Annotated in this window: 21 protein-coding genes and 1 pseudogene; 19 read left to right on the top strand and 3 right to left on the bottom strand. The window is 64.9% G+C overall.

The features are described from left to right. Positions 1-255: 255 nt before the first annotated feature. From ACOYYX_RS13200 to ACOYYX_RS13180, 5 genes and pseudogenes are all read left to right on the top strand, one after another. Complete coding sequence (locus tag ACOYYX_RS13200) at positions 256-1,122, top strand: serine/threonine-protein kinase (RefSeq protein WP_422930367.1); 867 nt, start codon at positions 256-258, stop codon at positions 1,120-1,122. Between the two features lie 553 nt (positions 1,123-1,675). Then, positions 1,676-2,935: pseudogene (locus tag ACOYYX_RS13195) on the top strand (deiodinase family protein); the annotation flags it as partial. A 431-nt stretch (positions 2,936-3,366) separates the two neighbouring features. Further along, on the top strand, positions 3,367-5,079 hold the full coding sequence (locus tag ACOYYX_RS13190; protein WP_422930366.1) for a DNA repair helicase XPB: 1,713 nt from the start codon (positions 3,367-3,369) through the stop codon (positions 5,077-5,079). A 77-nt stretch (positions 5,080-5,156) separates the two neighbouring features. Next, entirely contained in the window at positions 5,157-5,381 is a 225-nt protein-coding gene (locus ACOYYX_RS13185) for a hypothetical protein (protein ID WP_422930365.1), read from the top strand. Positions 5,382-5,395: 14 nt separating this feature from the next. Next, on the top strand, positions 5,396-7,765 hold the full coding sequence (locus ACOYYX_RS13180; RefSeq protein ID WP_422930364.1) for a hypothetical protein: 2,370 nt from the start codon (positions 5,396-5,398) through the stop codon (positions 7,763-7,765). A 42-nt stretch (positions 7,766-7,807) separates the two neighbouring features. On the opposite strand, the gene ACOYYX_RS13175 is transcribed toward ACOYYX_RS13180, so the two are convergent. Then, on the bottom strand, positions 7,808-10,036 hold the full coding sequence (locus ACOYYX_RS13175) for a penicillin acylase family protein (protein WP_422930363.1): 2,229 nt from the start codon (positions 10,034-10,036) through the stop codon (positions 7,808-7,810). Positions 10,037-10,639: 603 nt separating this feature from the next. Between ACOYYX_RS13175 and ACOYYX_RS13170 the strand changes: the two genes are divergently transcribed. Beyond that, positions 10,640-12,373: a hypothetical protein gene (locus tag ACOYYX_RS13170; RefSeq protein WP_422930362.1), complete on the top strand. Its 1,734-nt coding sequence runs from the start codon at positions 10,640-10,642 to the stop codon at positions 12,371-12,373. 42 nt (positions 12,374-12,415) lie between these two features. Here the strand turns inward: ACOYYX_RS13170 and ACOYYX_RS13165 are convergent, their stop codons facing one another. After that, the gene (locus ACOYYX_RS13165) at positions 12,416-13,456 is read right to left on the bottom strand and encodes a response regulator (RefSeq protein ID WP_422930361.1); all 1,041 of its coding nucleotides are present in this window, start codon (positions 13,454-13,456) and stop codon (positions 12,416-12,418) included. A 1,237-nt stretch (positions 13,457-14,693) separates the two neighbouring features. On the opposite strand from ACOYYX_RS13165, the gene ACOYYX_RS13160 reads away from it, so the two are divergent. From ACOYYX_RS13160 to ACOYYX_RS13140, 5 genes are all read left to right on the top strand, one after another. After that, a complete protein-coding gene (locus tag ACOYYX_RS13160) occupies positions 14,694-14,930 on the top strand; it encodes a hypothetical protein (RefSeq protein WP_422930360.1) in 237 nt (78 codons plus the stop codon). Positions 14,931-15,265: 335 nt separating this feature from the next. Further along, complete coding sequence (locus tag ACOYYX_RS13155; protein WP_422930359.1) at positions 15,266-15,646, top strand: hypothetical protein; 381 nt, start codon at positions 15,266-15,268, stop codon at positions 15,644-15,646. An 11-nt stretch (positions 15,647-15,657) separates the two neighbouring features. Next, complete coding sequence (locus ACOYYX_RS13150; RefSeq protein ID WP_422930358.1) at positions 15,658-16,620, top strand: glycerophosphodiester phosphodiesterase; 963 nt, start codon at positions 15,658-15,660, stop codon at positions 16,618-16,620. A 125-nt stretch (positions 16,621-16,745) separates the two neighbouring features. Further along, positions 16,746-17,648: an ABC transporter ATP-binding protein gene (locus ACOYYX_RS13145; RefSeq protein ID WP_422930357.1), complete on the top strand. Its 903-nt coding sequence runs from the start codon at positions 16,746-16,748 to the stop codon at positions 17,646-17,648. Further along, entirely contained in the window at positions 17,645-18,463 is an 819-nt protein-coding gene (locus ACOYYX_RS13140; protein WP_422930356.1) for a permease, read from the top strand. The genes ACOYYX_RS13145 and ACOYYX_RS13140 overlap by 4 nt, the downstream gene beginning before the upstream one ends. A 44-nt stretch (positions 18,464-18,507) precedes the next feature. Here ACOYYX_RS13140 and ACOYYX_RS13135 read toward each other — a convergent pair whose 3' ends face one another. After that, entirely contained in the window at positions 18,508-19,338 is an 831-nt protein-coding gene (locus tag ACOYYX_RS13135; protein WP_422930355.1) for a hypothetical protein, read from the bottom strand. A 317-nt stretch (positions 19,339-19,655) separates the two neighbouring features. Between ACOYYX_RS13135 and ACOYYX_RS13130 the strand changes: the two genes are divergently transcribed. The 8 genes from ACOYYX_RS13130 to ACOYYX_RS13095 all read left to right on the top strand — a co-directional run bounded on the left by ACOYYX_RS13130 (position 19,656) and on the right by ACOYYX_RS13095 (position 26,421). After that, positions 19,656-20,735, top strand: a complete 1,080-nt coding sequence (locus tag ACOYYX_RS13130) for a type II secretion system F family protein (protein ID WP_422930354.1) — start codon at positions 19,656-19,658, stop codon at positions 20,733-20,735. A gap of 89 nt (positions 20,736-20,824) precedes the next feature. Then, entirely contained in the window at positions 20,825-21,886 is a 1,062-nt protein-coding gene (locus ACOYYX_RS13125; protein WP_422930353.1) for a type II secretion system F family protein, read from the top strand. A 22-nt stretch (positions 21,887-21,908) separates the two neighbouring features. Beyond that, positions 21,909-23,159, top strand: a complete 1,251-nt coding sequence (locus tag ACOYYX_RS13120; protein WP_422930352.1) for a type II secretion system F family protein — start codon at positions 21,909-21,911, stop codon at positions 23,157-23,159. Further along, positions 23,156-23,584 carry a type IV pilus modification PilV family protein gene (locus tag ACOYYX_RS13115; RefSeq protein WP_422930351.1) on the top strand — a complete coding sequence of 143 codons (429 nt, stop codon included), beginning with the start codon at positions 23,156-23,158 and terminating at the stop codon, positions 23,582-23,584. Before ACOYYX_RS13120 ends, ACOYYX_RS13115 begins: the two co-directional genes overlap by 4 nt. Beyond that, entirely contained in the window at positions 23,581-24,096 is a 516-nt protein-coding gene (locus ACOYYX_RS13110) for a hypothetical protein (RefSeq protein ID WP_422930350.1), read from the top strand. The genes ACOYYX_RS13115 and ACOYYX_RS13110 overlap by 4 nt, the downstream gene beginning before the upstream one ends. Continuing rightward, on the top strand, positions 24,093-24,551 hold the full coding sequence (locus ACOYYX_RS13105) for a hypothetical protein (protein WP_422930349.1): 459 nt from the start codon (positions 24,093-24,095) through the stop codon (positions 24,549-24,551). The genes ACOYYX_RS13110 and ACOYYX_RS13105 overlap by 4 nt, the downstream gene beginning before the upstream one ends. Continuing rightward, positions 24,548-25,450, top strand: coding sequence for a DUF1559 domain-containing protein (locus ACOYYX_RS13100; protein ID WP_422930348.1), 903 nt, complete (start codon positions 24,548-24,550; stop codon positions 25,448-25,450). The genes ACOYYX_RS13105 and ACOYYX_RS13100 overlap by 4 nt, the downstream gene beginning before the upstream one ends. A 65-nt stretch (positions 25,451-25,515) precedes the next feature. Next, positions 25,516-26,421, top strand: coding sequence for a DUF1559 domain-containing protein (locus ACOYYX_RS13095; protein WP_422930347.1), 906 nt, complete (start codon positions 25,516-25,518; stop codon positions 26,419-26,421).

The following is a 26,421-nucleotide window of genomic DNA, read 5'->3' as shown; positions in this document are numbered from 1 at the left end:
CCTCGTGACAGGAAACGAACGCGATCGGAAGACGGTTGGAATCAGTCATCCGCCCGGGAGGACCAGCTTCTCCAACATTCCGCGATCCCGGGTCGGAGAGAGATAAATGCAAGAAGGGATTGTACCGCTTTTGATCGTGAGCTAACGTTTTAGTGTCTTTCCCCTTGGCACGACGCGCCCTCTACCACGCATCACCGTTGAACTCGTTTCTCGGAGTGCCCTCCCGCGTCGTTCGACCCACATCCGAGGAACCGTATGGCGAACGTGTCGAGCACGCCCGTATTGAGCGGGATGAACTACCGTGTGGTGAGCCCGCTGGGCACAGGTGCGGGGAGCACGATCCTCCTCATCAGCGACAAGACGGCGGGCGGCAAGCGTTACGCGCTGAAGGTCGTCAAGCGCCAGGATGCGGACGACGACATCTACATCGCCCAGGCCCAGACCGAATTCCAGGCCTCCCAGAAGCTGAACCACCCTGCGATCGCCAGGATCTACGACATCCGGGTCAAGCGATCCTGGTTCCGCATCAGCGGTGTCGAGTTGCTCATGGAGTACGTCGACGGCAAGACGCTGGATGAACTCGAGGCGCCGACGATGGGCCAGCTCGTCCTGGTCTTCAATCAGGTGGCCTCGGCCCTGTCGCACATGCACCGTCGCGGGGTCTTCCACGGGGATCTCAAGCCGAGCAACATCATGCTTTCCAAGGGGGGGCAAGTCAAACTCATTGACTTCGGCACCGCCTGGATCAAGGGCGAGGAGAAGAACCGGATCCAGGGGACTCCCCAGTACATGGCCCCCGAGCAGGTGAGCGAGAAGGTCGTCGACGACCGGACCGACATCTACAACTTCGGCGCCACGATGTACCGGATGTTCACGGGACGTTTCGCGCAGCAAGGAATCCCCAAGGCGGGCGACGGCGGCTCTCGCAAGCCCACGGCCCCGATCCAGATCAACGCGATGATCCCGGGCACCCTCAATGAGACGATCATGGCCTGCCTGCACGTCAGCCCCGATCGTCGTCCCGCCGGCTTCTTCGAGATCAAGAACCAGCTCGCCGCCGTGGCGAAATACCTCGGCCTCGAGGAAGTCGACCTCAAGGGCGCGGGCGACGACGAGGATTGAGGCCCTGCGGTGAAGCCTCCTGCTCCACCATCGTCCGTCGGATTCAAAGCCCGCTGTAACAGCGGGCTTTTCCATTTCAGGGAGCATCCCGAGTGCTGTATTCGCCGGCGATTCGCCATGTTTACATCGAAAGAGATGGGCTCATGTCCCTGGCGAGGGTTGGTGCGTAAACACCCTCAATCCACCAGGACACAAGCCCTGTTACGCAGAGCTCGAATCCATCCGAGCGGCCATCTTATTGCAGGAAGGACCAGACTTAAACAAATTGACATGACAACAACGGGACTGGAGCCTCCTGACAACTCCATTCGTGAGACCAGGACGATACGACGGCAACTCGCCCTCTCCTCTTTGAATAAATCCGGCTCAAAACACCACGCGCGTTCTCATCAATCTTTTTGCCACACCTCCTTGAATCGAAGGACCTCGGCTCGCGGCCTCGTCGGGGTCTTGAGCAGATCGCTCCGGCCGCGATAGCATCAGGGCTCAATCTCCATCTCGACCTGGCTTCGAAATGAGAGCGTGGGCCATGGCTGGCGATGCAAGAGTCGCGGTGGCGCTCCTGACCGATGACGAATGCTGGAAGGCGATGCCGCCCGTCGCTTCGGGGGCCGGCGAAACTTTGCCGAACTGGACGAAGGCCTTCGCGATCCAACTGCCGAGGACGGCCGCGGCCATGCTCGAGCTCGATCGAGCCCACCGGACGAAGAGCCCGCTCGATCCCGCGCTGCGGGCCAGGCTGAGATGGGCCGTCGCCAGGGCGAATCGTTGCGCCTATTCGGAAGCCCACGCCCTGGGAGACCTGGAACGTCTCGGCCTGAGCATTGACCTCGAAAATCCAAACTCCTGGCCGGACGCCGACCGCGAGCCGGCGGAGTTCGTCCGGCAGTTGAGCCTATCCGCCTCCACGATCGACGACGCCTTCTTCGAACGCCTTCGCCAGCGATTCGGCGACCGCCAGGTCGCCGCGATGGTCCTCCTGGCCGCGTACGGGAATTTCCAGGATCGGATCGTGCTGGGGTTAGGGATCCCCATTGAGGAAGTCAGGCCACTCCCCTTCCCCAACGTCAGTTTCGCCGAGGGGGCCTTCCAGACCCAGCCGCTGCTGCCGCCGTCACAACCTCCCACGGAGCTTGCCGAGTCGGGGACCAACGTCGTCGATCACGATCCGGAGTGGTCGGAACTGTCGCATCGGGACCTCCAGGCTCGCCTGGAGACTCAGCGGGATCGTTCCCCTCGCCTCACGATCCCGACCTGGGAACAGGTCAGCGGGAACTTGCCCCCCGCGATGGCGGCACAACCAACGCGGATCCTCTGGAATCTCGTATGCATGGGGTATGCCCCCGAGTTGGCGATCCCCTGGAGCATCGCGACCCGCACCATGTGGGCCGAGGCCCCGCAGGACCGCGTGCTGGAAGAGAGCCTCTTCTGGGTCCAAACCCGGAGCGTGCGCTGCAACTATTGCATGGGGCACTGCGAGATGCTCCTCGAGTTGGCCGGGCTCGATGCGGAGTCCGTCTCCGAACGCACCCGACGCCTCTCCTCCGACGACTGGTCCGGCTTCCCTCCCGAGGAGCAACGGGCCTTCGCCTACGCCCGCAAGCTCACCAGGGAGCCCTGGGATCTGACGAGCGACCACTATCGGACGCTCGAAGCCGACTTCGGCCCCAGGGCGGCCATGGCCCTCTTCTGGTGGCTCTGCCGTGGGCTCTACATGACGCGGGTCTCGGACGGGTTCCAACTCCCGCTAGAACGAGACAACGTCTTCGGGCCGCTCTCCTCCTCCGAAGACGAACCGAGCAAGTCGGCCTGATCGCGCCGCCAGGATCCTGCGAATCCATTGGCGAACCTCTTTGAAAACGCACTCTCAATCAATTCGATCTACAAATGTTTCCATCATCTCGGTATGAAAACGTCCCGACGCGGTTCGCCAACGGTCGCGTATCGTCTCTCGTATTTGGATACGGGGACAGGCTCGTGAACGAACAGCCAACTGCCATTTCTCCATAAATTCGCAAATCACCCTATCTTAACGTACGCGAAGGATCGACTCGCAGAGGGTCACGGGAAGGTCGATGGAGTACGGGCATTCGACTCCGAATTTGATGGATTTGAAGCTCGACGTCCCGGGGTCATCCGACCAAACCAGCCCTTGCGAGTTCAGGCCGTCGCGTCTACCATTGTCCGGGATGCGGCCGGGGCCTTCGTCCCCCGCCCGGCTCGACTCTCTTCGGCTTGGAGCCCATGCAGTACAACCCTGCCAATCCGCTGATCGTGCAAGGCGACCGCACGGTCCTCCTCGAAGTCGATAATCCGCTGCATGCTGAAGCCCGCGACGCACTTGCGCCGTTCGCCGAGTTGGAGAAAAGTCCCGAGCACATCCATACGTATCGCCTGACGCCGCTCTCGCTCTGGAACGCCGCGGCTGCCGGCATGACCGCCGCCGCGATGGTCGATGCGCTCGGCACGTACAGCAAGTTCCCGCTGCCGTCGAACCTCGCCACCGACCTCAAGGAGCTCGTCAGCCGCTACGGCCGCGTGAGCCTGCGTCGGATCGACGGCCGCCTCCGGCTCGTCACCGAAGACCGTGCCCTGCTCGAGGAACTCGCGCGGCAGAAGAGCCTTCGAGACTACCTCGTCGAACGCGTCGACGAGACGAGCTTCCTGATCGACGACGGGCACCGGGGCGTCTTGAAGCAGGCGCTTATCTCCGTCGGCTACCCCGCCGAGGATCTCGCCGGGTACACGGAAGGGGCCGCGCTCAAGGTCGACCTGCGCGAGATCGCCCGCTCGGGCAACAATTTCAAGGTGCGCGACTATCAGCGGATGGCCGTCGACACCTTCCACGCCGGCGGCGACGTCCGAGGCGGCTCGGGCGTCATCGTCCTCCCCTGCGGCGCGGGCAAGACGATCGTCGGCCTGACGGCCCTCGCCACACTCAAGAAGAACACGCTCGTCCTGACCACGAGCACCACCGCGGTCGAGCAGTGGCGTCGGGAGATCCTGGATAAGACCGACCTCGCCGACGAGATGGTGGCGACCTACACCGCCGACGGCAAAGGCATCGCCCCCGTCACCCTCGCCACCTATCAGATTGTCACCTATCGCCCCAAGAAGGATGGGGATTTCCCCCACTTCTCGCTTTTCAATCAGCGTGACTGGGGCCTGATCATCTACGACGAGGTCCACCTCCTCCCCGCCCCTGTTTTCCGGATCACGGCCGACATCCAGGCGCGACGTCGCCTAGGCCTGACCGCGACACTCGTGCGCGAGGATGGTCGCGAGGAAGACGTCTTCAGCCTGATCGGGCCCAAGAAGTTCGACGTCCCCTGGCGCGTGCTCGAGTCGAAGGGCTGGATCGCCGAGGCCCAGTGCCATGAAGTCCGGCTCGGCCTGCCCGGCGACGCGAGGATGGAATACGCCGTCGCCGAGTGGCGCGACAAGTTCCGGCTCGCGAGCGAGAACCCGGCTAAGGACGACCTCGTCGAGTTGCTGCTCGAGCAGCACCAAGGCAGCGAGGATCGAGTCCTGATCATCGGCCAGTACCTCAAGCAGCTCCGGAGGCTCGCCGAGCGGTTCGACCTCCCGCTGATCACGGGGCAGACCTCGAACTCCGAGCGCGAGGATCTGTATAATCGGTTCCGTCGCGGCGACTTGAAGCGGCTCATCCTCTCCAAGGTGGGCAACTTCGCGATCGACCTGCCGGACGCCAACGTGATGATCCAGGTCTCCGGCACGTTCGGCAGCCGCCAGGAAGAAGCCCAGCGACTGGGCCGGATCCTCCGGCCCAAGGGGGACGAGGTTCCGGCGACCTTCTACTCGCTCGTCACGCGCGATACCCGCGAGATGGACTTCGCCCATCACCGACAGTTGTTCCTGACCGAGCAAGGGTACAACTATGAGATCCTCGACGAATCCGACGTGATCGCCCGGGCCGAGATGGCAAAGTCTCAGTAAGAGGCTTACCCTACGACCGCGACGCGACGGATTTCCGGCCCTGATCGAATTCGAGCCGACTGGAGAGAACGCGACCGATGGCAGCCCCAGCCGCTCGCATCCCGATCAAGCTTCACCGTCAGGTCGCCCTGATCCGGACGACCGATCCCGTCCTGACCGAAGAAATTCTGGCGAGGAAAACCCTCTCCCGGATGATTGCAGGTAGACTATCTGATACCGTCTTGCTCGTCCGCGTCGAGGAGGAAGACGGCGTGCTCGAAGAGTTGCGTCGGATGGGACACACGCCGCGCGTGCTTCGCTGAGGGTAGTCGCGACGATGGCCGACGCCGACGACTGGCAGTTCAACACGGGGGCAGCCTCGGCGCCGAGACCGGCCGCCAAGGCCCTGCCGCCGATCGTCGCTTTTCAGAAGGCGCTCGAGCGCTACGAGCCGCTCCGCCTGCTGGACATCCAGCGCATCCTGGAGATCGGTGAGAGCGTCACCAAGCCCCGAGCTCTCGGCGAATTCCTCACGGAACGCCTGGCCGAAGCCCGGATGGCCGAGCGTCTCATCAACGAGGCAGGCTGGGACGCTCGGATCGCCCTGAGCCTCTTCGCGATCTCCGAGACCTCCTCCTACCCGCTCGACGGCCTGATCCACTCGCTCGCGTGTCTCGGCGTCGACGCGCCGTCGACGCTCCGCTACCTCACCTCGCGCGGGGTCTTCGTCCTCGAGTTCGTCGAGCCGCGCATCCCCATGGACCTGACCCAGCTCCTCGAGTCGGAGACTGGGACGGGCGAAGGGGTGAATATCCTCGCGCATCCGGCCCTGGTCAACGCGGTGCGGACCACGAGGCCCGAGGGTGTGCTGACCGGCGTCAGTTCGTCGGCCAAGCAGATCCGGGAGGCGGACGGGCTCGAGCTCATCCTGCGCCTGGGTGCGGTCTGGCAGCGCGTCCAGGAGGCGCCGCTGCGGCGGACGCAGCAAGGTTCGCTCTACAAGCGAGACCGCGACCGGCTGGAGGACGACTCGGTCCTCGCCGGCCCGATCGCCGACATGATCGAGCCGCTGCCGGACATGGTGAACTTCTGGCTCGCCATGGCCCGAGGGATCGGCCTCCTGATCGACGAGGCGCACAGCGACCGGATCGTCGCCGCCGACGCCGAGTACTGGGTCGACAACGCGATCCACATGTCGCAGATGCTGGCGATCCGCTGGCTCGGCCTCCGCAACTGGCACGAACAAGGGGGGATGCAGGAGGAAGGGAGCGAGGTCCGGCTGGCGATCCCTTACATCCGGCTCCCCGTCCTCCTCTGGCTCGCGACCCTGGCCGAAGACCAGTGGGTGGCCGTCGAGGACCTGGCGGCCCACCTCTATAACCTCCTGCCCAACTGGGATCGCGTGAGCTTCCTGGGCGAAGCCCCGATCAAGTCGGCCGTGCGTCCCAAGCCAGCCAAGGCGAAGGGGAAAGGCCGCGGGTCCCAGGATTCCCAGGAGTCGGGGCCGCTCGAGGCGATCCTGCTCGGCCCCGCCTATCAGCTCGGCCTGATCCGCACCGGGGAGGAGGACCTGAACGGACGCCGGGTCGTCCAACTCTCCCCCCTGGCTCGCTACATCCTGGCGCTGGGGCCCTACCCGCCCCCGCGGCCTTCGTTCGAACACTTCCTGTTCGTGCAGCCGAACTTCGAGATCATCGCGTATCGGCAGGGGCTCACGCCGACGCTTATCGGCCACTTCAGCCGGTTCGCCCGCTGGTCGCAGCTCGCGGCGGCCCTCGAGCTGAAGCTCACGGCGGAATCCGTCTACATCGGGCTCGAAGGGGGGATGACCCCGGCGGAGATCCTCGACAGGCTCTCGAGGCATAGCTCGAGGCCCCTGCCCACCGGCGTCGCCGAGGCCTTGCGGACCTGGGCCGGGCGCCGGGAGCGCGTGAGTTTCCACGCGACGGCGACACTGATCGAGTTCGCATGCCGCGAGGATCTCGACGCCGCGCTGGCACACTGGGCACCGGGAGCCGCATCGCCCCCGGTCGTCATCACCGATCGCCTGCTCCTGGTCGAAGACGAGAGCACGATCCCGTTCGCGAGATTCCGCCTGGCCGGCTCCCGCGACTATCGGCGTGCCCCCGAGATCTGCGTCGAGGTCGAGCCCGACGGCGTCTCGCTCGCCCTCGACCTCGGCCGGTCCGACCTCCTGGTCGACGCCGAGCTGACGCGGTTCGCCGATGAGCAGCCCCTGGAGCCCGCGAAGGATTCTCTGGCCAATCCCCGGCGGAGGTTCCGCGTCTCGCTCGAATCGCTCGCCCGCGCCTCGGAACATGGCCTGACCGGCCCCATGCTGGCGCAATGGTACCTGCGACGGACCGGGACGGATGTCCCGCCCGCGGTCCAGCTCCTCCTCTTCGCCGCCGACTCCAAGACGCCCTCGCTGGCGACGAGCCGGCCGCTTGTGCTCCACACGCCGACGTCGGAGCTGCTCGACGGCCTCCTCCAGCACCCGCAGACGCGCGACTACCTGGGGGACCGGCTCGGACCGACCTCGATCGTCATCATCGAGGAGGCCCTTCCCGGATTGCGGGCCATCCTCGGGACGCTCGGCGTCTCCCTGGCCGATCCCCAAGCGAAGCTCGAAGTCGAGCCCCTCGACCGCTCGCTCGCTCCCAGGAGCACCCGGCCCGGCCCCAGGCCGAAGCCGGGCTCTCGCTGATCGGTTCGCTCGCGAGCCTTTCACCCCATCAATCGCGACAGCTCATGACTTCGGCCCTCGGAGGCGATGGTAACGCCCCTTGAGCCAGTCCTTGATCCCGTTGGCGTACCAGCGAGAGAACCGGCGGTCGCTGGCGCCACCGGGCAGGTTCGCGCAAAGCTCGTCCGTCGCCAGGTCGGTCACGAACCGATACGAGGGTCCGGAGACCAGGTCGCGTTCGCGATTCCTGAAGATCTGGCCCTGATGGACGGTGGCCCTCCCCCCCCGGAGCGGGATCGGCCCCCGGTCGAATCCGAGCAGGCGAGGGAATTTGCCTCCGAGCAAGATGTGATCGAGCGAGAATTTCCTCGTGGCGCCGAAGCGTTTCGGCTTCCGGTCCAGGACCCGATCGAGCGCCGCCGCGTAGACCTCGGCGCGGCCGCGCGAGCCGAACCAGAGCGACGACTCGGCGAGCAGGACGCGGTCGAACGCCCCGTAGAACTCGGCGAAGAGCGTCGTCTGATCCATCAGGTAGTCGATCACGGGGGTCCCGATCCGCCTCGGCCCGGAGGCATCGTAGCCGTGCTTGCCGCCGAAGACCTCCAGGATCAGCTCCCGGTAGAACGCTTCGAAGAGCCAGCAGGCCCGCGAGTCCTGCCGATAATCGCCATCCCAGTCGAGCAGGAGCTGGGCATTCGGACTCTCCCGCCGCTCCCGCAGGAGCGGCTCCAGGATCGCGAGGAAGCGGCCGGCCTGGATCGAGCGCGTGTCATACTGGAGATTCTTCATATCTTCGACCGACAGCCGTTCCGACCCGGCGAGGACGTCGCGGATGCGCTCGGCCCGATAAGGGGCCACGCAGGCGTTGATCGGTCGGACCCGGCCGAGGTCGTTGAGGTCGTCGTTGGCCGTGGCGAAGAAGCCCTCGCGAGGGTTCATGGCCCTGGGCAAGTCCTCGAGGTCGGCGAAGCCTCGCCAGTCATTCTCGGGCTCCCACCCTTTCAACGGGATGAGCCCGGTCCACCCATCCCTGCGCAGGGGCATCTTCCCGGCCATCTGGTAGCCGATCGACCCCGCGCGGTCGGCCAGCAGCCAGTTCCAGGAGGAGTTGCAGAGCTTGCCCAGGACCGCGCGCCCTTCCTCGACGGTCCCGGTCGTGAGGATCCCCAGCAGGCCCTCCAGCGAGCTCGCCCCCGTCTCCTCGCCGCACGACCAGCGCGAGGCGAGGTAGTATCCCGGCTCGTTCGGATCCCCCTCGAGCGTCCCGTGCTCGTTTTCGTAGAAGGTCAGCTCGACCGGTTCCTGACGCTTGCGGGCGACCGTTTCCTTCCGGATCCGGAACGGGAGCCACTCTTCCCCCCGACGATACTTGCCGTCGCGGCAGTCCTCGACCCAGGAGTCGACGCAATCCATGAACCCGTAAGTCACCGTCCACGCGAGATCTCGGTTCCGCCCGATGACGACCCCCGGCGTCCCCGGCAAGGTGGCCCCGACCGCATAGCGGGGCTCGCCATCCTGCTTCCATCGCAGGACGGCCTCGTACCAGAAGGCGGGCAGGCGATTGATCTGGAGGTGGGGGTCATTGCACGCGAAAGGGCTCCCCGAATTCGTCTTCGAACCGGCCACGACCCAGTTGTTGGAAGCCATCGCGGCCGGCAAGAGCGGCTGACCCCACAGGTCGCGAGGGATGATCGCCTCGGGCAGTTTGAGCTGATGGATGAGCCCCTCATCGAGGAACTCAAAGTGTCCCGGAAACAGTTCCTCGAGTTGAACTCGGCCGACCCCGCTCCGCAGGCATTCCAAAATCCAGCGCTCGATCTCCGCCTGGCTCACGGCGAGAGCCATGTAGCCGATCACCTTGCCCGAGAGATAGACGTCGGCAAAACTCCAGGGCTCCCCCCGGGCGCGGTCGCCGAGCATTCGCAATTCCCAGGGGATGCCCAGGGTTTCGAATGCGAAATTGACCCCATCGTTGTAGCGGTCCAGGAGTGCCTTCGACCGGCCCGATAAGGCGGCTTCTTGCTGGGCCACGTCGCGGGAGAAGTTGAGGCGATGCAGGAAGCGGTCGAGATCGAGCATTTCCTGGGAACCGTCGAGGATCTCGCTCGCACGCCCCCTCGCCACGATCCTGACGAGCCTCATCTGCAAGGCCCGATCCTTGCCGTGGCAGTAGCCCAGGCCGAACAGGACGTCGCCCAAATCCTCGGCCTCGATCTGGGGCACGCCGTCCTTCGTTCGAACGATTTCGATGGTTCCCGACGCCCCATCGAGCCGCGTCTTGCGACGAAACATGAAACCCGCCTTCTTACCCTGGGGCCGCGATCGCCGACCTCACCCAATCGATCCGCCGCATTCCAAATGGATCGCCCAATATTCATTATTACGACGAGGGGTCCGGGACGGGCCAGATCGGTGCGAAATTCGGGCTCAATGCCGGCGATTGGATCGCCCGGGTCGAGTCGTGTGCCCGGGCAAATCCGTCGGAACCGGGCTCAAGACCATGAGATCGGCGCATCGGGTTCGGCCGGGAAACATGCTTCTTCAACGCATCATTCGCCGCGGTTCTGCGGTTGGCGCGTCGGGAGACTTCGAGTATGGTCCGCAGCGTGATCCACCTCCCTCGTCGGGCCTTCCCTGCGCCCGCACGAGGGGCCACAGGCGGAATTGATGGGGGCGGCCGCATTCCCAAGGATGGGAGCGTCATCGGCCAAGCTCGATCCGGCATCAACCGCATCGATCCATCAACTCCGCGGGTGTGGTGTCATCTCATCGAGGATTGGCGACGAAGCGTATCCGAAGATCTTGCGGGGGCAGGCTTGCCGGTCGAGTCCCCGCCGAGGACGGATACGCCGAGTTTCAGCGTCTGCTCGGGCCCATGATCTAAGGAGGGATCACGTGACGCCGAGTCGAGTTTGGACCCAAGGCGGGGTCGCATTGCTCAGCCTGAGCCTCGGGCTCCTCATCTCGAGCGCGTCTGCCGCCCCCCTGTCGGATCGCGCGGTGACAATCTATCAGCGCACTCGGACGTTCCGTGTCCCGTTCAACCTCAATCCGGCCGACCAGGCGAAGCGGAAGGAATTGCAACTCTGGGTCTCGTCGGACTCGGGCGTGAGCTGGAAGCCGAAGGACTCGATCGCGCCGACGCAATCCTACTTCATGTTCGAGGCCCCCGAGGATGGGGAGTTCTGGCTCGCCGTGCGGACGGTCGATTTCGAGGGGAGGGTCTACCCTCGGACGAATGACCAGATCGTGCCCAGCATGAGGGTGATCGTCGATACGATACCCCCGAAGCTCACGATCAAGCCGGAAGAGCGGAGCGCCAGCCTCGCCTCGCTCCGCTGGGAGATCCACGAGGAGCATCCCAACCTCGAGTCGCTGACCTTCGAGTACCAGGTCGAGGGGACCAAGAAATGGCTCCCCGCCCCCAAGCCCAAACCTGGCTGGAACGGCGTGGCGACCTGGGATACCGGGTTTTCGGAACGGGTCACGGTCAAGGCGGTCGTCGCAGACCGCGCCGGGAATAAGTCCGAGATCATGGTCAAACTCGCCGGGACCCCCTTCGATGGTGCCCTGATGGCCGCGAACCTCGCGGCGCAGGCTCGGAGCAAGGAGGCGGCCAGGTCCGCGTCCGAGGGAAAGCTTTCGAGTTCGAAAGTCGAGAGGGCGACGGTCGCTTCGGCCCAGGCGGCGAATGCGAAAGCCAAGGCCCTCGCCCGGACCGTCGATCGCCCCGACGGCGGCAGCCGCCCGCTCCTCGACCTCCAGGCGACGAACGCGGCCACGTCGCCGACCCGGCCCGAAATCGAGGATTCCCGTGTGCAGCGATCCGTCGCCCGCCCGGAGACCGAGGACCTCGACAGCCCCAGGCGTCGCCTCGTCGCCCCCGCGACGGGCTCCGGCCGATCCAGGTTGGCTTCCTCCGAGCCCCCCACGACGAAGCCGGATACGAAAGACGAACCGCCGGCCAGTTCGCAGACCGGACGCCTCCGCGGCCTAATCGAAGGCTCCGAAGTGGCCGCCCAGAAGCTCGGGACCTCGATCAAGCGGTCGTTCACCGCCAATTCACCGTCGAAGCTGATGAATTCAGCCGGTACGGAAGGCTCGGATCCTGCCGAGGACCACATGCTCGGCAAGGTCGTGGAGGATCAGGACCGCGACCGTACCAATCGTCGCGCGTCGCGCGTCGACGACCCTGAGACGGCCCAGGCCGCATTGAAAGGAAGCTCCCCCGCGGATCGGCCCGACAAGGCGAAGGCACCGGCGGGCAACCAGGAGATCCCCAGGCTCCAGGTCGCGACCCCTCGATTCTCGCTCGACTACGAGGCCGAGGACTTCGGACCGAACGGGCCCGTGGTCATCGAACTCTGGGTCACGAAGGATGGCGGGCGGACCTGGACGAAACGCGGTGCCGACGCCGACCTCAAGCCCCCGATCGACGTCGACCTGAAGGCGAACGGATCTTACGGGGTGAGCCTCATCGCCCGAGATCGCCTCGGACGCGGGGAACGCCCCCCGAGCTCGGGCGACCTACCCCAACTCTGGGTCGAGGTCGGCGGTCACGCCCCCGTCGCCAACGCGTCGGGTGCGTCTCGCTCCACCGGGTTGCTGCAACGGGTCTTCGGCCGATAAGAGGAGAGCCACTCCGGGTCAAGCCGGCGAGTCGCCTTCCGCCTACTGGCCCGCCGACCTGGATGTGACGGCCTCGATGACGGTCTCAAGCGTTCGGAAGTCGATCGGCTTCGTCAGATGCTCGGCGAAGCCGGCATCCTTGCTCAGCCTGATGTCCTCATCCGACCCGAAGCCGCTCATGGCGACCCCCGACTTGATCGCCCGCCCCCCCATCTCTCGCATCAGTTCGAGACCGCTGCCGTCCGGGAGCTGGATGTCGCTGAGCAGGAGCTCGAACGACTCGCGTTCGAGGGCGTTGTAGGCCGCGACCAGGGAATCGACGGCGACGACGGCGTGCCCCTTCGCGGTCAGGATGCGCTGCAAGAATAAGCGGGCATCGCGATTGTCCTCGACGAGCAGGATCGACCTGGGCGGAAACCCCATACCTCCGACCTCGGTGGGCGGGCCCGGCCGGGCGGGCAGGCCCGCGGTCGGCAAGGCCGTGGAAAGGTGGACGGCGTAGGTGGTCGTCGGATTCATGCCCGCACCCAGCGTTTCGAGATATCCCGCATGAGCCGCCAGGATCGAGTGGCAGATCGCCACGCCCCGGTCTCCCTCCAGGCCGAGATGGGAATTGCCCGGGTCGCCACCCTCGCCAACCTTGCAGCACCCCGATTCCAAATTAGAAGCGTCGCCCGTCGAACTTCCGTCCACAAATTCGACCACGAGATTAGGACATGGGTGCGGCCCGTCCTCGCGCTCCACGTTGTAAGTCCTGATCTTGACCAGGCCTCCGGCCAGGGCCCGATTCCCGAGCGCCCTCAATAAATTGCCGAAAACCTGGATAAGTTGCTGCGTATCGCCCTGGACGTCCGGATCATGTGCAAGGAAGTCCTGCTTGACGAAAATATTGTTATAACGAAGTTCATCGAGACAAAGACCGGTGGCCTCACGAATCAGATCGTGGACATTGATGACTTGATGGCGCGACCCAGTCTCGTGGCGGTCGAGCCGCAGGTCGCAGAAGAGCTCCTCGACGAGGTAGGCCTCGTAGGCATCATTCCTCCGGGTCAAGTCGAGGAGCGTTTGCAACGGAATTTCCATCACTTCATGACCCCTTGAGACCGACTCGTATGATGCAAAGGACACCCGTGACCAAAGAACATGGGGCATCTGCCCGCACAACTCCCGGCGAAACGAGGCACAGCAGGCCCCAGCAAACCCCACATTCGCAGATCCCATCACCTCATCAAACGGCACAATCGCTCACATTTACGCGAAACGTTCAACCGAACGCGTTCGATCGCGACCCTGGATGCGCGGATCGCGACAAATGAGATCGATTTCGTGGCGTATTCGCTGGCGCTTTGGAACGTAATTGCACGGACGTCGTGTTTCGTGCCTTTCCCGACTCGACCTCGAGTGGGGCCGGCACATCCTCATTCACGGCGAGGATCGATCCACTTGAAAAGAAACGCGAGAAGTATCTGAGGCCGGCAGCATCGGTCTATTCGACCTCGAATCGTCCCAAACTCCCGCCAAACTCCGCCCAATCTCAAGATAATAAGGCGACATTGCAGACATCAAGAGCCTAGGTCCGCTCTTTAGATTTCATTATCCTTTTCGCGACTCAGGGCGAGAGGTAGGACCGCCGTGGGATCTCCCGCCCTCCCCGATCGAACAAAACTACCGGATTATTCGGCACAATCGGCCAGAGTGAGCTAGCCTTGCTGTGACACCTGAAGGGAGCGTGACCTAACGGGTTTTCACATTTGTTCACTTTACTATTCCCAAACCGCGACTTCCAAATGCCCTGCAGAGGCCATAAACTCGCCTATCTTTAACATCGGACCAAGGCCCTCCACCGTCCAACGAACCAGCATCCTACCGAGCTTCGGCTTATTTTGACCCAACCACGCAACAATGTCAACCAAGTCTATGCCGGATCGACATACTCTCGGAAATGGAACTCTCCGAAATATTGGAGCGCCGACCTGACGGTGTGTTCCTGCCAGATTTCTCGGGAAAATGCTGAACATTCGAATGGCTTGCACGCGTGCGTTTGCACGATAAGGCGAGGAATCTGGGCAATTTCTTGAGAATTCCTCCCCTACGTGACGTGGATTATTGACGCCGCCTTGCCAGAATATTTCCGAAACCCAATTAGGCGCTCACAGAATCTTGACCTAGCTTATTGAGGGGTTGCCCATTCGATGGCGGCCAGATTCGCCGCTCCGGCGAACGCAGGATGATGCCGACCGTGTCAATGTCATCTTCCGGTGGTTTTACCCCGTGAACAAAAGCACAACGTTCTGATGCCATGCCAACAAGGTGGTCGACCATGAGCCACATTCAGCGCTGTTGTCATTCTCGAAGGCGAAGTTCCGAGCAGTCTGCCTCTCCACAGGCCGAGTCGCCGTCCTCCATCCCGCTGGTGGTGAACTCGATGGTCTGCATGCTCCGGGTCTGGTCGGAGGAGGAATGGGCCGAGTTGCCCGAGGCCGACCGGCCGATCGAATACGTGCACGCCCCGGGAATGGGCTGGGTCGGCGCGGTCCCGATCGAAGGCATGAACTAGGCTCGATCAGACCGGGCAACACCCTCCAGGGATCCCACCTCGGCCATTCCTCTCCGAACCCGCCAGCAACGATGCGTCGTCGCATCGCGACGATTTCTCGGGACCATGCCGAAATCGCGCTTCCCGGGCCGTGAAGGGCCAGCCGTCTCGAGCGACAGAGATGTCGCCATGAGTGCCATCGGGCAAATCCGGAAGACCCGAGCACAACGTCTATTCATGAGCTGCAAGACCTTGTGCAGCATGTATCTGTTAGGATACTAATAGAGGAACTGGGTCCGGCGATCGCCAGCGGCCCTACTCCGTCGGATTCATCATCCAGGCGCACGAGGTGAAGGATGAGGCGAGGCTTTCTACTGAAGGCGTTCTCGGCAACCCTCGCTCTCGCAAGTGTCGGTGCCCTTTCGGCCCACGCCCAGGATAGCGTGCCCGGAGGATGGGACTCGCACTTCGGCTATCAATCGCTCAGCGGACCCGACGCCAGCGTCGGTCCGACCTCGGGGTACGGTTCGAGCTCCTTCGCCAGCTCTTACTCCGCCTTCGGCTACGGGCAATTGCCCTATGGCAATGGCGCGGGTATGGTGGCCTCCATTCCGAACGTAGCCCGGCCCAACTATGCGGGTTCGGCTTACTTCGGGACCGGCCCCCAGACTTATGACGGGACGTCATCCCTGATCAACACGATCCGACAGACGACCCGCTCCTCTCGACGCCGCTGAGCGTGGGATCCATGCCCGACGCCGCCCCGAAGGCCCGCAAGAACCTCTTCCGGGCCGCATTCGAGTCCACCCAACGACGACGACCCCTCATCATCGCCCACCGGGGCGACTCTTCGCACGCGCCCGAGAATACCCTCGAGGCGGCCCGCCTCGGCTGGGAATCGGGCGCCGATGCCTGGGAGCTCGACGTCCAACTCACGCGAGACGGCATCCCCGTCGTGATTCACGACGACTCGCTCCTGCGCACCACCGACGTCCTCGCCCGATTCCCGGATGACCCTCGACGCGCCAGCGATTACCTCGTCGCCGACTTCGACTTCGAGGAGATCCGATCCCTCGACGCCGGCTCGTGGTTCCTCGCGCCCGGGGGCCAGAGGACGGCCGATTCCTTCGGGACCCTCGCCAGCCTGAATCCAACTCAGCGATCCCACTTCGGCTCCGGCAAGATCAAGGTCCCGACCCTAGCCGAGGCCCTCGCCCTGACGGTCTCCCTCGACTGGAAGGTGAACGTCGAGATCAAGTCGTTCCCAGGGACCGACCCTAACATCCTCGACGCGGTCCTGCGGCTCGTCGACGAGACGGACGCGGCGACGCGGATCCTGATCTCCTCCTTCGACCATGCCGACGTGGCCCGCGCGGTGCGATCCCACCCGCATCTGGCGACCGGCGTCCTGACGGTGACGCCTCTCGACGCCCCCGATCACTATGTGAGGCAACAGGTTGGGGCCGACTTCTATCACCCGTCTGCGGACGCCCTCGGTGCCAGTTCGCTGGCCTACCGCAGGAAGCCCTCGCCTCGAACCCTCCGCATCGGGGACTTCGACGGCCTGAAGGCGGCGGGGGTCCCGATCCTCACCTACACCGTGAATGAAACCAGCCCCGATGGAATCGCGGTACACTTAGCCGAAGCCGGGGTCGGTGGCATCTTCACCGACGACCCCGCGTCATTGAAAGCGTTGTTCGCGGGGCGTTGAGCCTCGCCTCGGTCGCGACCCGCGCCTAACCTGGCCAGAGCGGCCGGACTCCCTCACCATTACGCCGCGACCCACCGGCGACCCGAGGCGGAACGACGAAATCGAGACCGTGAGGCCCGCACCGGATGATCGTGACCGAAGGCTTGACGAAACGCTACGGAGAATTCTCCGCGCTGAGCGACCTCACGCTGGAAATCCGCAAGGGGGAAGTGTTCGGCCTACTTGGGCCAAACGGCTCGGGGAAGACGACCACCATCCGCCTGCTCCTCGGCATGCTCCGACCGACCTGGGGACGCGCCGAGGTCGCCGGGCATGATTGCTGGTCCGACAGCCTGGCCGTCCGCGACATCGTCTCGTACCTGCCGGGCGAGCTGCGGATGTTCGGGTGGATGACCGGGCGGGACATGCTCAGGTTCTTCTCCGACCTCCGCGGGGGCGTCGCCTATGAGCGGGCGGTCGCCCTGGCCGATCAGGTGATGAAGCTCGACCTGCGCAAGAAGGTCCGGACCTACTCGACGGGGATGAAGCAGAAGCTGGCGCTCGCCCAGGCGTTCGCCGACCCGGTCGACATCCTGATCCTCGACGAGCCGACCTCCGCGCTCGACCCCTCCGCACGCTCGGAGGTCCTGGCCCTCGTCCGCGAGGCTCGCAAGCAGCAGGGGCAGACGATCATCTTCTCGGGACACGTCCTCTCCGAGGTGGAAGAGGTGGCGGACCGAGTCGCCATCATGAGGCGCGGCAAGCTGATGCACCTCGAAGACCTGCATCAGCGCCGGACGAACCTGCGCCTGGTCCTCGCCCGGTTCAACGGGCACGTCCCCGACGAGTTGCCCTCGGCCCTGGAACTTTCCGTCCGCGAGCGAAATGGCGACGTCTGGCTGATGGAGCACCGAGGCCCCGCCGCCCCCCTGCTCTCCTGGCTCGGCGAGATGGGGGTCGTCGACGTGGCCATCGGCACCGAGGACCTCCGCACGCTCTACGACCAGTTCCACGGCCCGAACGCCAAGGATGAGGATCCCCGGGGATGAGAACTCTGATCGCACTCTTGCGCAAGCATTTCTCCGAAGCGAAGTGGGGCCTGGCCCTCTCCATGCTGGCGTTCTTCGCGTTCTCGATCCTGACGGTCTGGCTCACTCTGAGGGCCGAGCGCGTGCTGGAGTCGGGCGACTTCGGGCCGAACGGGCGACGCCTCAGGCTCTTCCAGGCGTTGGGGGCCAAGGACTTCTCGTCCCTCACGCTCGAGATCTGCTTCTGGAACTTCCCGCTGATCACCCTGACGGTGCTCGGCTGGGCGATCGGCCGGGGAGCCTCGCCCGTCGCCGGCGAGATCGAGCGCGGGACGCTCGACCTGATCCTCTCCAGGCCCGTGAGCCGGAGCCTGTACCTGCTCTCGCACGTGACCTTCACCGTGATCGGACTGGTCGCCATGGCGGCGGCCCTGATCGCGGGGAACTTCGTGGGGAGCCAGATCTACACCGTGAAGTCCCCCCCGGGCGTCCTGATCCTGCTGAGACCGGCGCTGATGCTCGTCACCTTCGGGATGGCGGCGTATGCGTATACACTCCCATTCTCCGCCATCGACATCGCCCGCTGGCGCCCTTCGCTGATCGCCTCGGCCGTCACGTTCGCGGGGATCGTCGGGATCTGCATCTCGCCGCAGTTCGAGGAACAGCGCGAGTTGCTCGAGCGCGTCTCGATCTTCTGGGCTTACACGCCGATCACCGTCTCCCAGACGTCCGACACGCTCGCCTACAACGCGGCGGTCCTCCTGGGGATCTTCGCGACCGGGCTGGTCGTCGCGCTCATCGCGTTCTCCCGGCGAGACCTGCCGACCAATAGCTGATCGCCAGGGATTTCCAACACTCCTCGAGCGGCGGTGGAGCTCGCTTACTCCGGCTTCTCGTGCTTCTCGAACTCCTCGAACGCGACGGGGCGGAATTTCAGCTTCATCGCCTCGATCCGGGCCAGGGCCTCGGTCTCGCGCTCGCTCAGTTGCGTCTCGAGCTTGTAGGTCCAGCGGATCCGCCTGGGGGGACCGGCGAGCCGATAGAGGAAGCTCATCTCCGTCGGTCGGAGCTTGCGGTCGGCGATCGCATTGAGCGCCGTCAGCTTCGAAGACGCGGGGAGGCTGGCCGGGTCGCGGAACGAGTCGAGCTTGGCCATGATGCTGAGCGCGTTGACGATGTAGACGTTGCGGGCGTGATCGGCCTCGGGTTCGCCACGCGCCTCGACCTCGATGGTGGGATTCATCAGGCGGAGGTGATGGGTGGCCTCGTCGTAGCTCGTCTCGAATTTCGGCTCGACCAGGTCGTGGCTCATCCCCGCGAGCAGGGCATTGTTCCGCCCCCCCTGCTTCAACCGCCTGCTATTCGTGGCCTGGATCGTCTTGAGCAACTCTTGCTGGAAGATCTCGAGCCTGCGGAACGTGATCCGGGTCAGCAGCCTTCGGTCGAGGTCGAGGATCTCCAGCCGCTCCTGGGCGGGGTCGAGCACGATCACCTCGAGGCTCTCGCCCGAGACGAAGTGATACGCGAGCCTCTTGCGGATCACGATCTCCTCGGTGGCGACGGCCTTGCCCCCCGCGCCAAAGAACGACATCGTCAACTTGAAGTCCGCGGGGGCCTGCGACGCCTTCGGTTCCTCCGCGACCGTCCAGGCCGGGCCGCACCACGGGAAGATCATGAGGAGAGCGCATACCCGGAGGCCCGTTCTGGTCATGGCTGTCTCTCCGATCTCGTGTGCGCGCCTTCTGCCCACGCCCGCGACCGGACCACGAAGGTCCGCTGGCGCCGGGCGATCCGCAACCTCGCGTCGATGAACCGGGATTATGACCTCGGAATGAGGTGACCCATCGACCCGGGTTCATCGAAACATTCTATAGCAAATAATCTTTCGAGAGTTAGCGTGTAGCGGGGCGCAACGACCATCGCGAGAAAAAAAAAGGCGTGACCTTGCACTCCTCCGACAACTGTGGTGAAATACCTTTCACAAATGTCGTAGATTCGGCACGGCAGTCTGGAAGGGAAGCTCGCCACATGTCGGGAGCCTCGGAGTCGGTGTCGGGTGGGGGGCGGATCTCCATAGGCGACTTGATAGCCCTGAACGACGAGATTACCTCGCTATCGCGGGCGGGATTGCCGCTGGAACGGGGGCTCGGGGCGGTGGGCCGGGACCTCCGTGGCACCCTGGGCGCGGCGATGGGGCGGCTCTCGAAGCGGATGGAGTCGGGCCAGAGCCTCGATGAGGCGCTTCGGGCCGAGAGCGACCAGTTCCCCCCGGTCTATTGCGCGGTCGTCGAGGCCGGGTTGCGGGCCGGCCGGCTCCCCGCGGCGCTCGAGAACCTCGCCGGGTTCATCCGGAGCTATGAGGACTCGCGCCGGTCGATCGGGTTGGCCATCTGGTATCCGCTGGTGGTGCTGATCCTCGCCTACGTGCTCTTCCTCCTCGTGCTCGAGAACGTCATCCCAAGGCTCATCTCGACCTTCGACTCGCTGGAGATCCCGAGGACGGCAACGCTGCGATCCCTCGACTGGCTCTCGAATCATATCCTCTACTGGGGCCCAATCCTGCCCGCCTTGCTGCTCGCGTTCGCGGTGGCCTGGACCCTGTCCGGCCGGGCCGCGAATTTCCAGGTCCGGGGTGTCGGGTCGCCCGTCCGCTGGTTCCCCTGGATGCGGTCGCTGCTCGCCCAGCTCGAGGCGGCGAACTTCGCCCAGTTGCTGGGGATCCTCGTCGAGCATCACGTGCCTTATCCCGAGGCGATCCGGCTGGCCGCGCAATCGTCGGGGGACCCCGCGCTGGCCAGGGCCGCGGCGTCGCTCGCCTCGGCGAGCGAGCAAGGGCAGGTCGATTTCCGCAGCCAACCGATCTCGTCGAAGCTCCAGCCGCTCCTGCGATGGATCCTGGCGAGCGGCTATGGGCAGGCCTCGCTGTCGGTCGCCCTCCGTCAGATCGCCGCCATCTATCGCAAGCGGGCCACCCAGCAGGCCGAGAAGCTCCGGATCCTGCTCCCGATGGTCACGCTCATCGGGATCGGCATGACGGCTACGCTCCTCTACGGCCTGGTCCTGTTCGTGCCCCTCGCCTCGTTGCTGCGCGGCCTCACGCGACCTTAAAATCCAAGCACCATCTCATATCGGAATTCTTCAGACAATTCGGACGATGCCTCGCACGCCCGGGTCAGTCCTCGGGGAGAGTTGAACGCATGGGTGGGAAGGGCAAGCTGACGCCGGGGCTCTCCGGCCAAGACGCGACGATCCTGGCATCCCAGCTCGCCGATGCGACGGCCGCCGGGATGCCCCTCCACTCGGGGCTCCTGGCGCTCTCCGAGGAGGTCCCCTCGCGCGGGCTCCGATCGACACTGGGTCGCCTGGCGAAGTCCCTGGAACAGGGCACCCCGCTCGACGCGGCACTCGCGGCCGAGGGGGGTCGGATCCCCCCCTACCTCCGCACGATCGTCGACTCGGGCTTGAGGTCGGGGCACCTCGGCGAGGTCCTGGGGAACTTCGCGAACTACACGAGCATCGGCTCCGACCTGCGGCGGAGCCTCATGATCCGCCTGATTTACCCCGTCTTCACGATGGTCCTGGCGGTCATCATCTTCGTCTTCGTCTCCGTGGTCCTGATCACCGGGTTCGCGAGGATCTTCGCGGACTTCGGCGTCCCGATCCCGCTGCTCACCCGCGGGATCGTCCTCGTCGGCACCACGATCAACCGGGTCTGGTGGCCGGTCCTCCAGGGACTCCTGGGGCTCGGGGTGGTCGGCGTCGTCCTGTCCGTCGTGATGCCGAAGCAGTTTCGAGGCGGCCTGATCACGTTCCTCCCTCTCTTCGGGCGAGTCTGGCGGCTGACGTCCCTCGCCGAGTTCTGCCATCTGCTGGCCCTACTACTCGAGTCGGAAGTCCCGCTCGAGAAGGCGCTGACGACCGCAGGCGGAGGGATCGACGACGGGGCGATCGCGACGGCGAGCAGGTCGGTGGCCGCCGAGGTTGCGGCCGGTCGGCCGCTGGCGGAGGCCCTCCAGGCCCGCGCGATCTTCCCGAGCGGATTCGAGAAGATCCTCGGCTGGGCCGAGGAACGGCAGGGGCTCCCCGAAGCCCTGCACATGGTCGGCGAGATGATCTTCGCCAGGGCCCACGCCGAGTCGGAATTCCTGGCGTCGGTCTGCAGCATCCTCGCGATGATGGCGGTCCTCCTCGGCGTCTCGACGATGATCATCGGCCTCATGCTGCCGCTGTTCAGCCTGATCACCAAACTCTCGGGCTGAATCGATGGGAGCAGCCGACGCCATGCCGGAGGACCGAGTGAGTCGAGACGTCCCGGGGAAGAGCCCGATATCGTTCAAGCCGACGCCGATGCCTGGTCGATCGCCCTGGCGCTTCCAGATGCGCCACATGGTCTACTTCGTCTTCTATTCGGCGATCGTCTGCTGGCTGGCGATCCTCGTCGCGACGCCCGTCGTCGTCGCGATCCTGATACTGCTGTCGGGCGGCCTCGTCGGGATGGCGATCTTCATCGCCAAGCGACGATCGAAATACCAGGACTATCTGATCCAGATGCTGGCGATCGCGGCGGATCGCGACATGTCCATAGCCTCCGCGTTCCGCGCCTTCGCCGACAACACGAACCGCTCCATGGCGCGGTCTCTACTGGCCGCCGCGGACGAGCTCGACCTGGGGACGCCGATCCCCAGGGTCCTCGACAAGTATCCGAAGATCCTCTCCAGCGAACTCGGGCTGATGGCCAGGATGGGCTGGTGGTCGGGCAAGCTCGGCGCCTCGCTCCGCGAGGCGGCCGAGGCGCGTCAGGCCTTCAGGCCGATCTGGTCTTCGATCCTCGGGAGGATGGAGTACCTCACGTTCATCCTGATGGCGACCGAGCTCGTCACGTGCTTCCTGATGTACTACATCATGCCCAAGTTCGAAGCCATCTTCATGGACTTCGGCCTGACGCTCCCCCCCGTGACGATCTGGGTGATCCGGGGCAGCTATTTCGTGGTCACGCATGCTTACGTGGCCGTGATCGTACTGATCGGCCAGGCCTTCCTCCTCCTCTACCTCCGAGGGATCGCGCTCGGCACGAATGAGCTGGAGATCCCGCTGATCGACCGGCTCTTCGTCCGGAGGCACACCGCGCTCATCCTCAGGGGCCTGGCCAGCGGGTTCGACTCGGGGCAATCCCTGCCCGCCAGCCTCGGCGCCCTGCATGACTGGTACCAGACCGCCTGGGTGAGGAAGAGGCTCGGCCGGGTCCAGCTCGATGTCAAGCACGGGCTCGACTGGATCGCGTCCCTAGCCTCCCATGGCCTCTTGCGGTCGGTCGACGCCGTGCTCCTGGAGTCGGCCCAACGCGTGGGCAACTTGCCCTGGGCCTTGAGGACGATCGCCGCGATGGGCGAACGCCGACTCACGTATCGGGTCCACTTATTCCTGCAAACGGTCTATTTCATCGTCGTCCTCTTCGTCGGGGCCCTGGTCGGCCTGATCTGCGTCGCCTACTTCCTGCCCCTGGTGAACATGATTGCGAGGCTCGCCGGATGATTCTCCCAGCACCCACCTCCCGCCCGAAGACGCGGCGAGGGTTCACCATGATCGAGGTCGCGGCGACGGCCCTCATCGTGGCCGTCGCGATGGCCCTCACGGTCCAGGTCCTGACCGTCATGGCGTCGGAACGACGCGACCTCGACCGCCGCCGCTACGCCACCCTCGAGGTCGCCAACCGGATGGAACGCCTCGCGGGCCTCCCCTTGGACGAGTTGGAGAAGGCGGCGGCGAGCCCCGAGCCCCTCTCGCCCCGTTGCAAGGAGATCCTGACCGGGGCCGAGTTCTCGAGCAAGGTCGAGGCGGCGACGTCGCCGCCCGGCAGGCGCATCGCCCTCTCGCTCCGATGGCGGAATCGCCAGGGAGGATGGGTCTCGCCGGTCCGACTGACCTCATGGGTCTATCCGCTGGGAGGTGTCCGTTGAAACGCCGACGAGGCTACGCCCTGATCGAGATGGTCATCATCATCGGCGCCATCGCCCTGCTCTTCGGCCTCTGCGTGGGCCTGATCCACACCACGATGAGGCTCGATCGCGCCGCGCGTTCTCACATCAACGAAGTCATGACCGTGGATCGACTCGCCCGCCGGTTCCGCGAGGACTCCCGCTCGGCCAGATCCTGGAAGGCCTCGAAGGACGAGAAGACCCGGCTCGACCGCCTGGAACTGGACTCCGTCGACGGCAGGGCCATCCAGTATCAGGCCCAGGCCGGCAAGCTCTCGAGGATCGAGCGCAAGGGGGACGCCGCCCCGAAATCCGAGTCGTACAGGCTGCAACGCAAGGGGAGCGTCGGCTTCGCGATCCTCGACGACAAGCCGATCAAATTCGCCGTCCTGACGATCCCCGTGCAGTCGCCGGGCACGTCGGCCGTCCTCAAGATCGAGGCCCAACTGGGCAAGGACATGCGACTCGTGAATGCTGAGGGGGGGACTCGATGAGGTCGAATCAAGGGCCGAAGGATGCCTCTCGGGCCAAGGCCTCGCGCCGGAGGCGTCGCGGGGGGATGGCCGTGCTTGTGCTCGTCTGCCTGGTCATCATCGCATCCATCAGCGCACAGCTCCTCCGGCTGTCGCTGTCGGGCCGGTCGCTGGGCAAGGCCGAGGAGCGCACGATCCAGGCGGAATGGCTGGCGGAGTCGGGCCTTGAGCGGGCCAGGGCCCAGCTCGCGGCCGACCCGAAATATGCGGGGGAGAGCTGGGAGGTCAAGGCGGAGGAGCTTGGCGGTCAACACGCGGGCCTCGTCACCATCGCCGTGCAGGCCCCCGAGGGGGATTCGAAGCGGCGACGGATCGAGGTCAAGGCCGACTACCCCCGCGATCAGGACGAGCGTTCGCGAATCAGCAAGGCCCTGACGATCGAGACGGCCGAGTCCAAGACGGGGGAGGCCCGATGATGCGACGACCCGGCCCGCGCGGCTTCACCCTCATGGAAGTGCTGATGGTCTTCGCCATCATCAGCATCTTCCTCTCCGTCCTGCTGCCCGCGATCCTCGGGGCGCGCGAGGCCTCGCGTCGCACCCAGTGCGAGAACAACCTCAAGCAGATCATGCTGGCCATCCAGAACTACGGGGAGACCTTCCAGGTCTTCCCGCCCGGCGTGGTCAACGAGTCCGGCCCGATCGCGAACCAAGACAAAGGTTATCACGTGAGCTGGGCCGTGCAGCTGCTCCCTTACATGGAGCAGTCGATGCTGGCGAGCTCCGTCGACACGGGTTCGAGCATCTACTCGCCAGCGAACTGGAAAGTGCGCTCGACGTTTATCTCGATCCTGAGTTGTCCGTCCGACCCGGGTCCGGCGCAGGGCCCTTCGAGGGTCGCGCAGAACAGCTACGCGGCCGTTCACAGCGACGTCGAGGTCCCCATCGACGCCGGGAACAGCGGCGTCTTCTTCCTCAATAGCAAGCTCCGATACGAAGGGATCCCCGACGGCACGAGCCAGACGATCTTCGTCGGCGAGAAGCCGCGCAACGATCTCGACCTCGGCTGGGTCTCGGGCACGCGGGCGACCTTGCGGAACACCGGGACGCCGATCAACTCGGGGGACCTGCTCCATTCCAGGACGCCAGTAAAGATGTGGGGCGCGGACGGCCGCACGCTCGACGGCTCGCCCTTCATTCCCGACCCCAAGAACCCTTACCTCGTGGGCGGCTTCGGCAGCCATCACGAACACGGGGCCAACTTCGGCTTCGGCGACGGATCGGTCCGATTCGTCTCCGAGACGGTCCAGCGAGATGTCTATCGCAGGCTGGCCAATCGCGCCGACGGCGAGATGATCAGCGACGGCGAATTCTGAAATCCGCACAGCCACATCAAATCAACGCGAACGATCCAGAGATCCTGTCATCGAGGAGAATGCCGATGTTTCGGAAACGCAGCGAGTCGTCCGGGTTCACGCTGATCGAGCTTCTCGTCGTCATAGCCATCATCGCCGTCCTGATCGCCCTGCTCCTCCCGGCCGTGCAGGCGGCCCGAGAGGCCGCCAGGCGCGCCCAGTGCGTCAACAACCTGATGCAGTTGAACATCGCGCTGCAGAACTACGAGTCGGCCAACGAGGTCCTGCCCCCGGGCGTGGTCGACGCCAAGAGCCCCATCGTCAACGCCCCAAAGGGCTATCACATCTCGTGGGCCGCCCGCATACTGCCCTACATCGAGCGCAAGAACATCTACAACAACCTCAATTTCAAGGTGGGGGCCTACGCGACCGAGAATTCCACGGCGGGGTCGATGATCATCACGACCTTCATGTGCCCGTCCGACAGCGGCCGAGGGCGAGTCGCCGGGGGCGGCGGCGTCAACAACTACGCGGCCTGCTACAACGACGTCGAGGCCCCGATCGCGAACGACAACAACGGGGTCTTCTTCCTCAACAGCAGCACCAGCCACGACGAGATCCCCGACGGCAGCTCGAGCACCATCTTCCTGAGCGAGAAGGCCCAGATGCCCTCCGACCTCGGCTGGCTCTCGGGCACCGGCAGCACGCTCCGCAACACGAGCACGCCGCCGAGCTACAGCCGCGCCTCGCTCGGCCTCGCCACCCCGCCGGCCGCCCCGCTACCTCCCGGCGGCCCCGATGACCCCACAGATCCGGAAGCGGCTCCCCCCGCGGTGGCCATCGGCGGCTTCGGCAGCAGCCATCCCGGCGGGGCCAATTTCGCCTTCGGTGACGGCTCGGTCCGATTCATCAAGTCGTCGATCTCGATGCCGATCTTCCACTACCTCGGCAATCGCGCCGACGGCCAGATGATCAGCGACGACACATATTGA

Origin of the sequence: Singulisphaera chitinilytica (assembly GCF_049331405.1) — a bacterium.
Classification (GTDB): domain Bacteria; phylum Planctomycetota; class Planctomycetia; order Isosphaerales; family Isosphaeraceae; genus PoT.
Note: the sequence above shows the minus strand (reverse complement) of the source record. Positions and strands in the feature narration are given on the sequence as shown.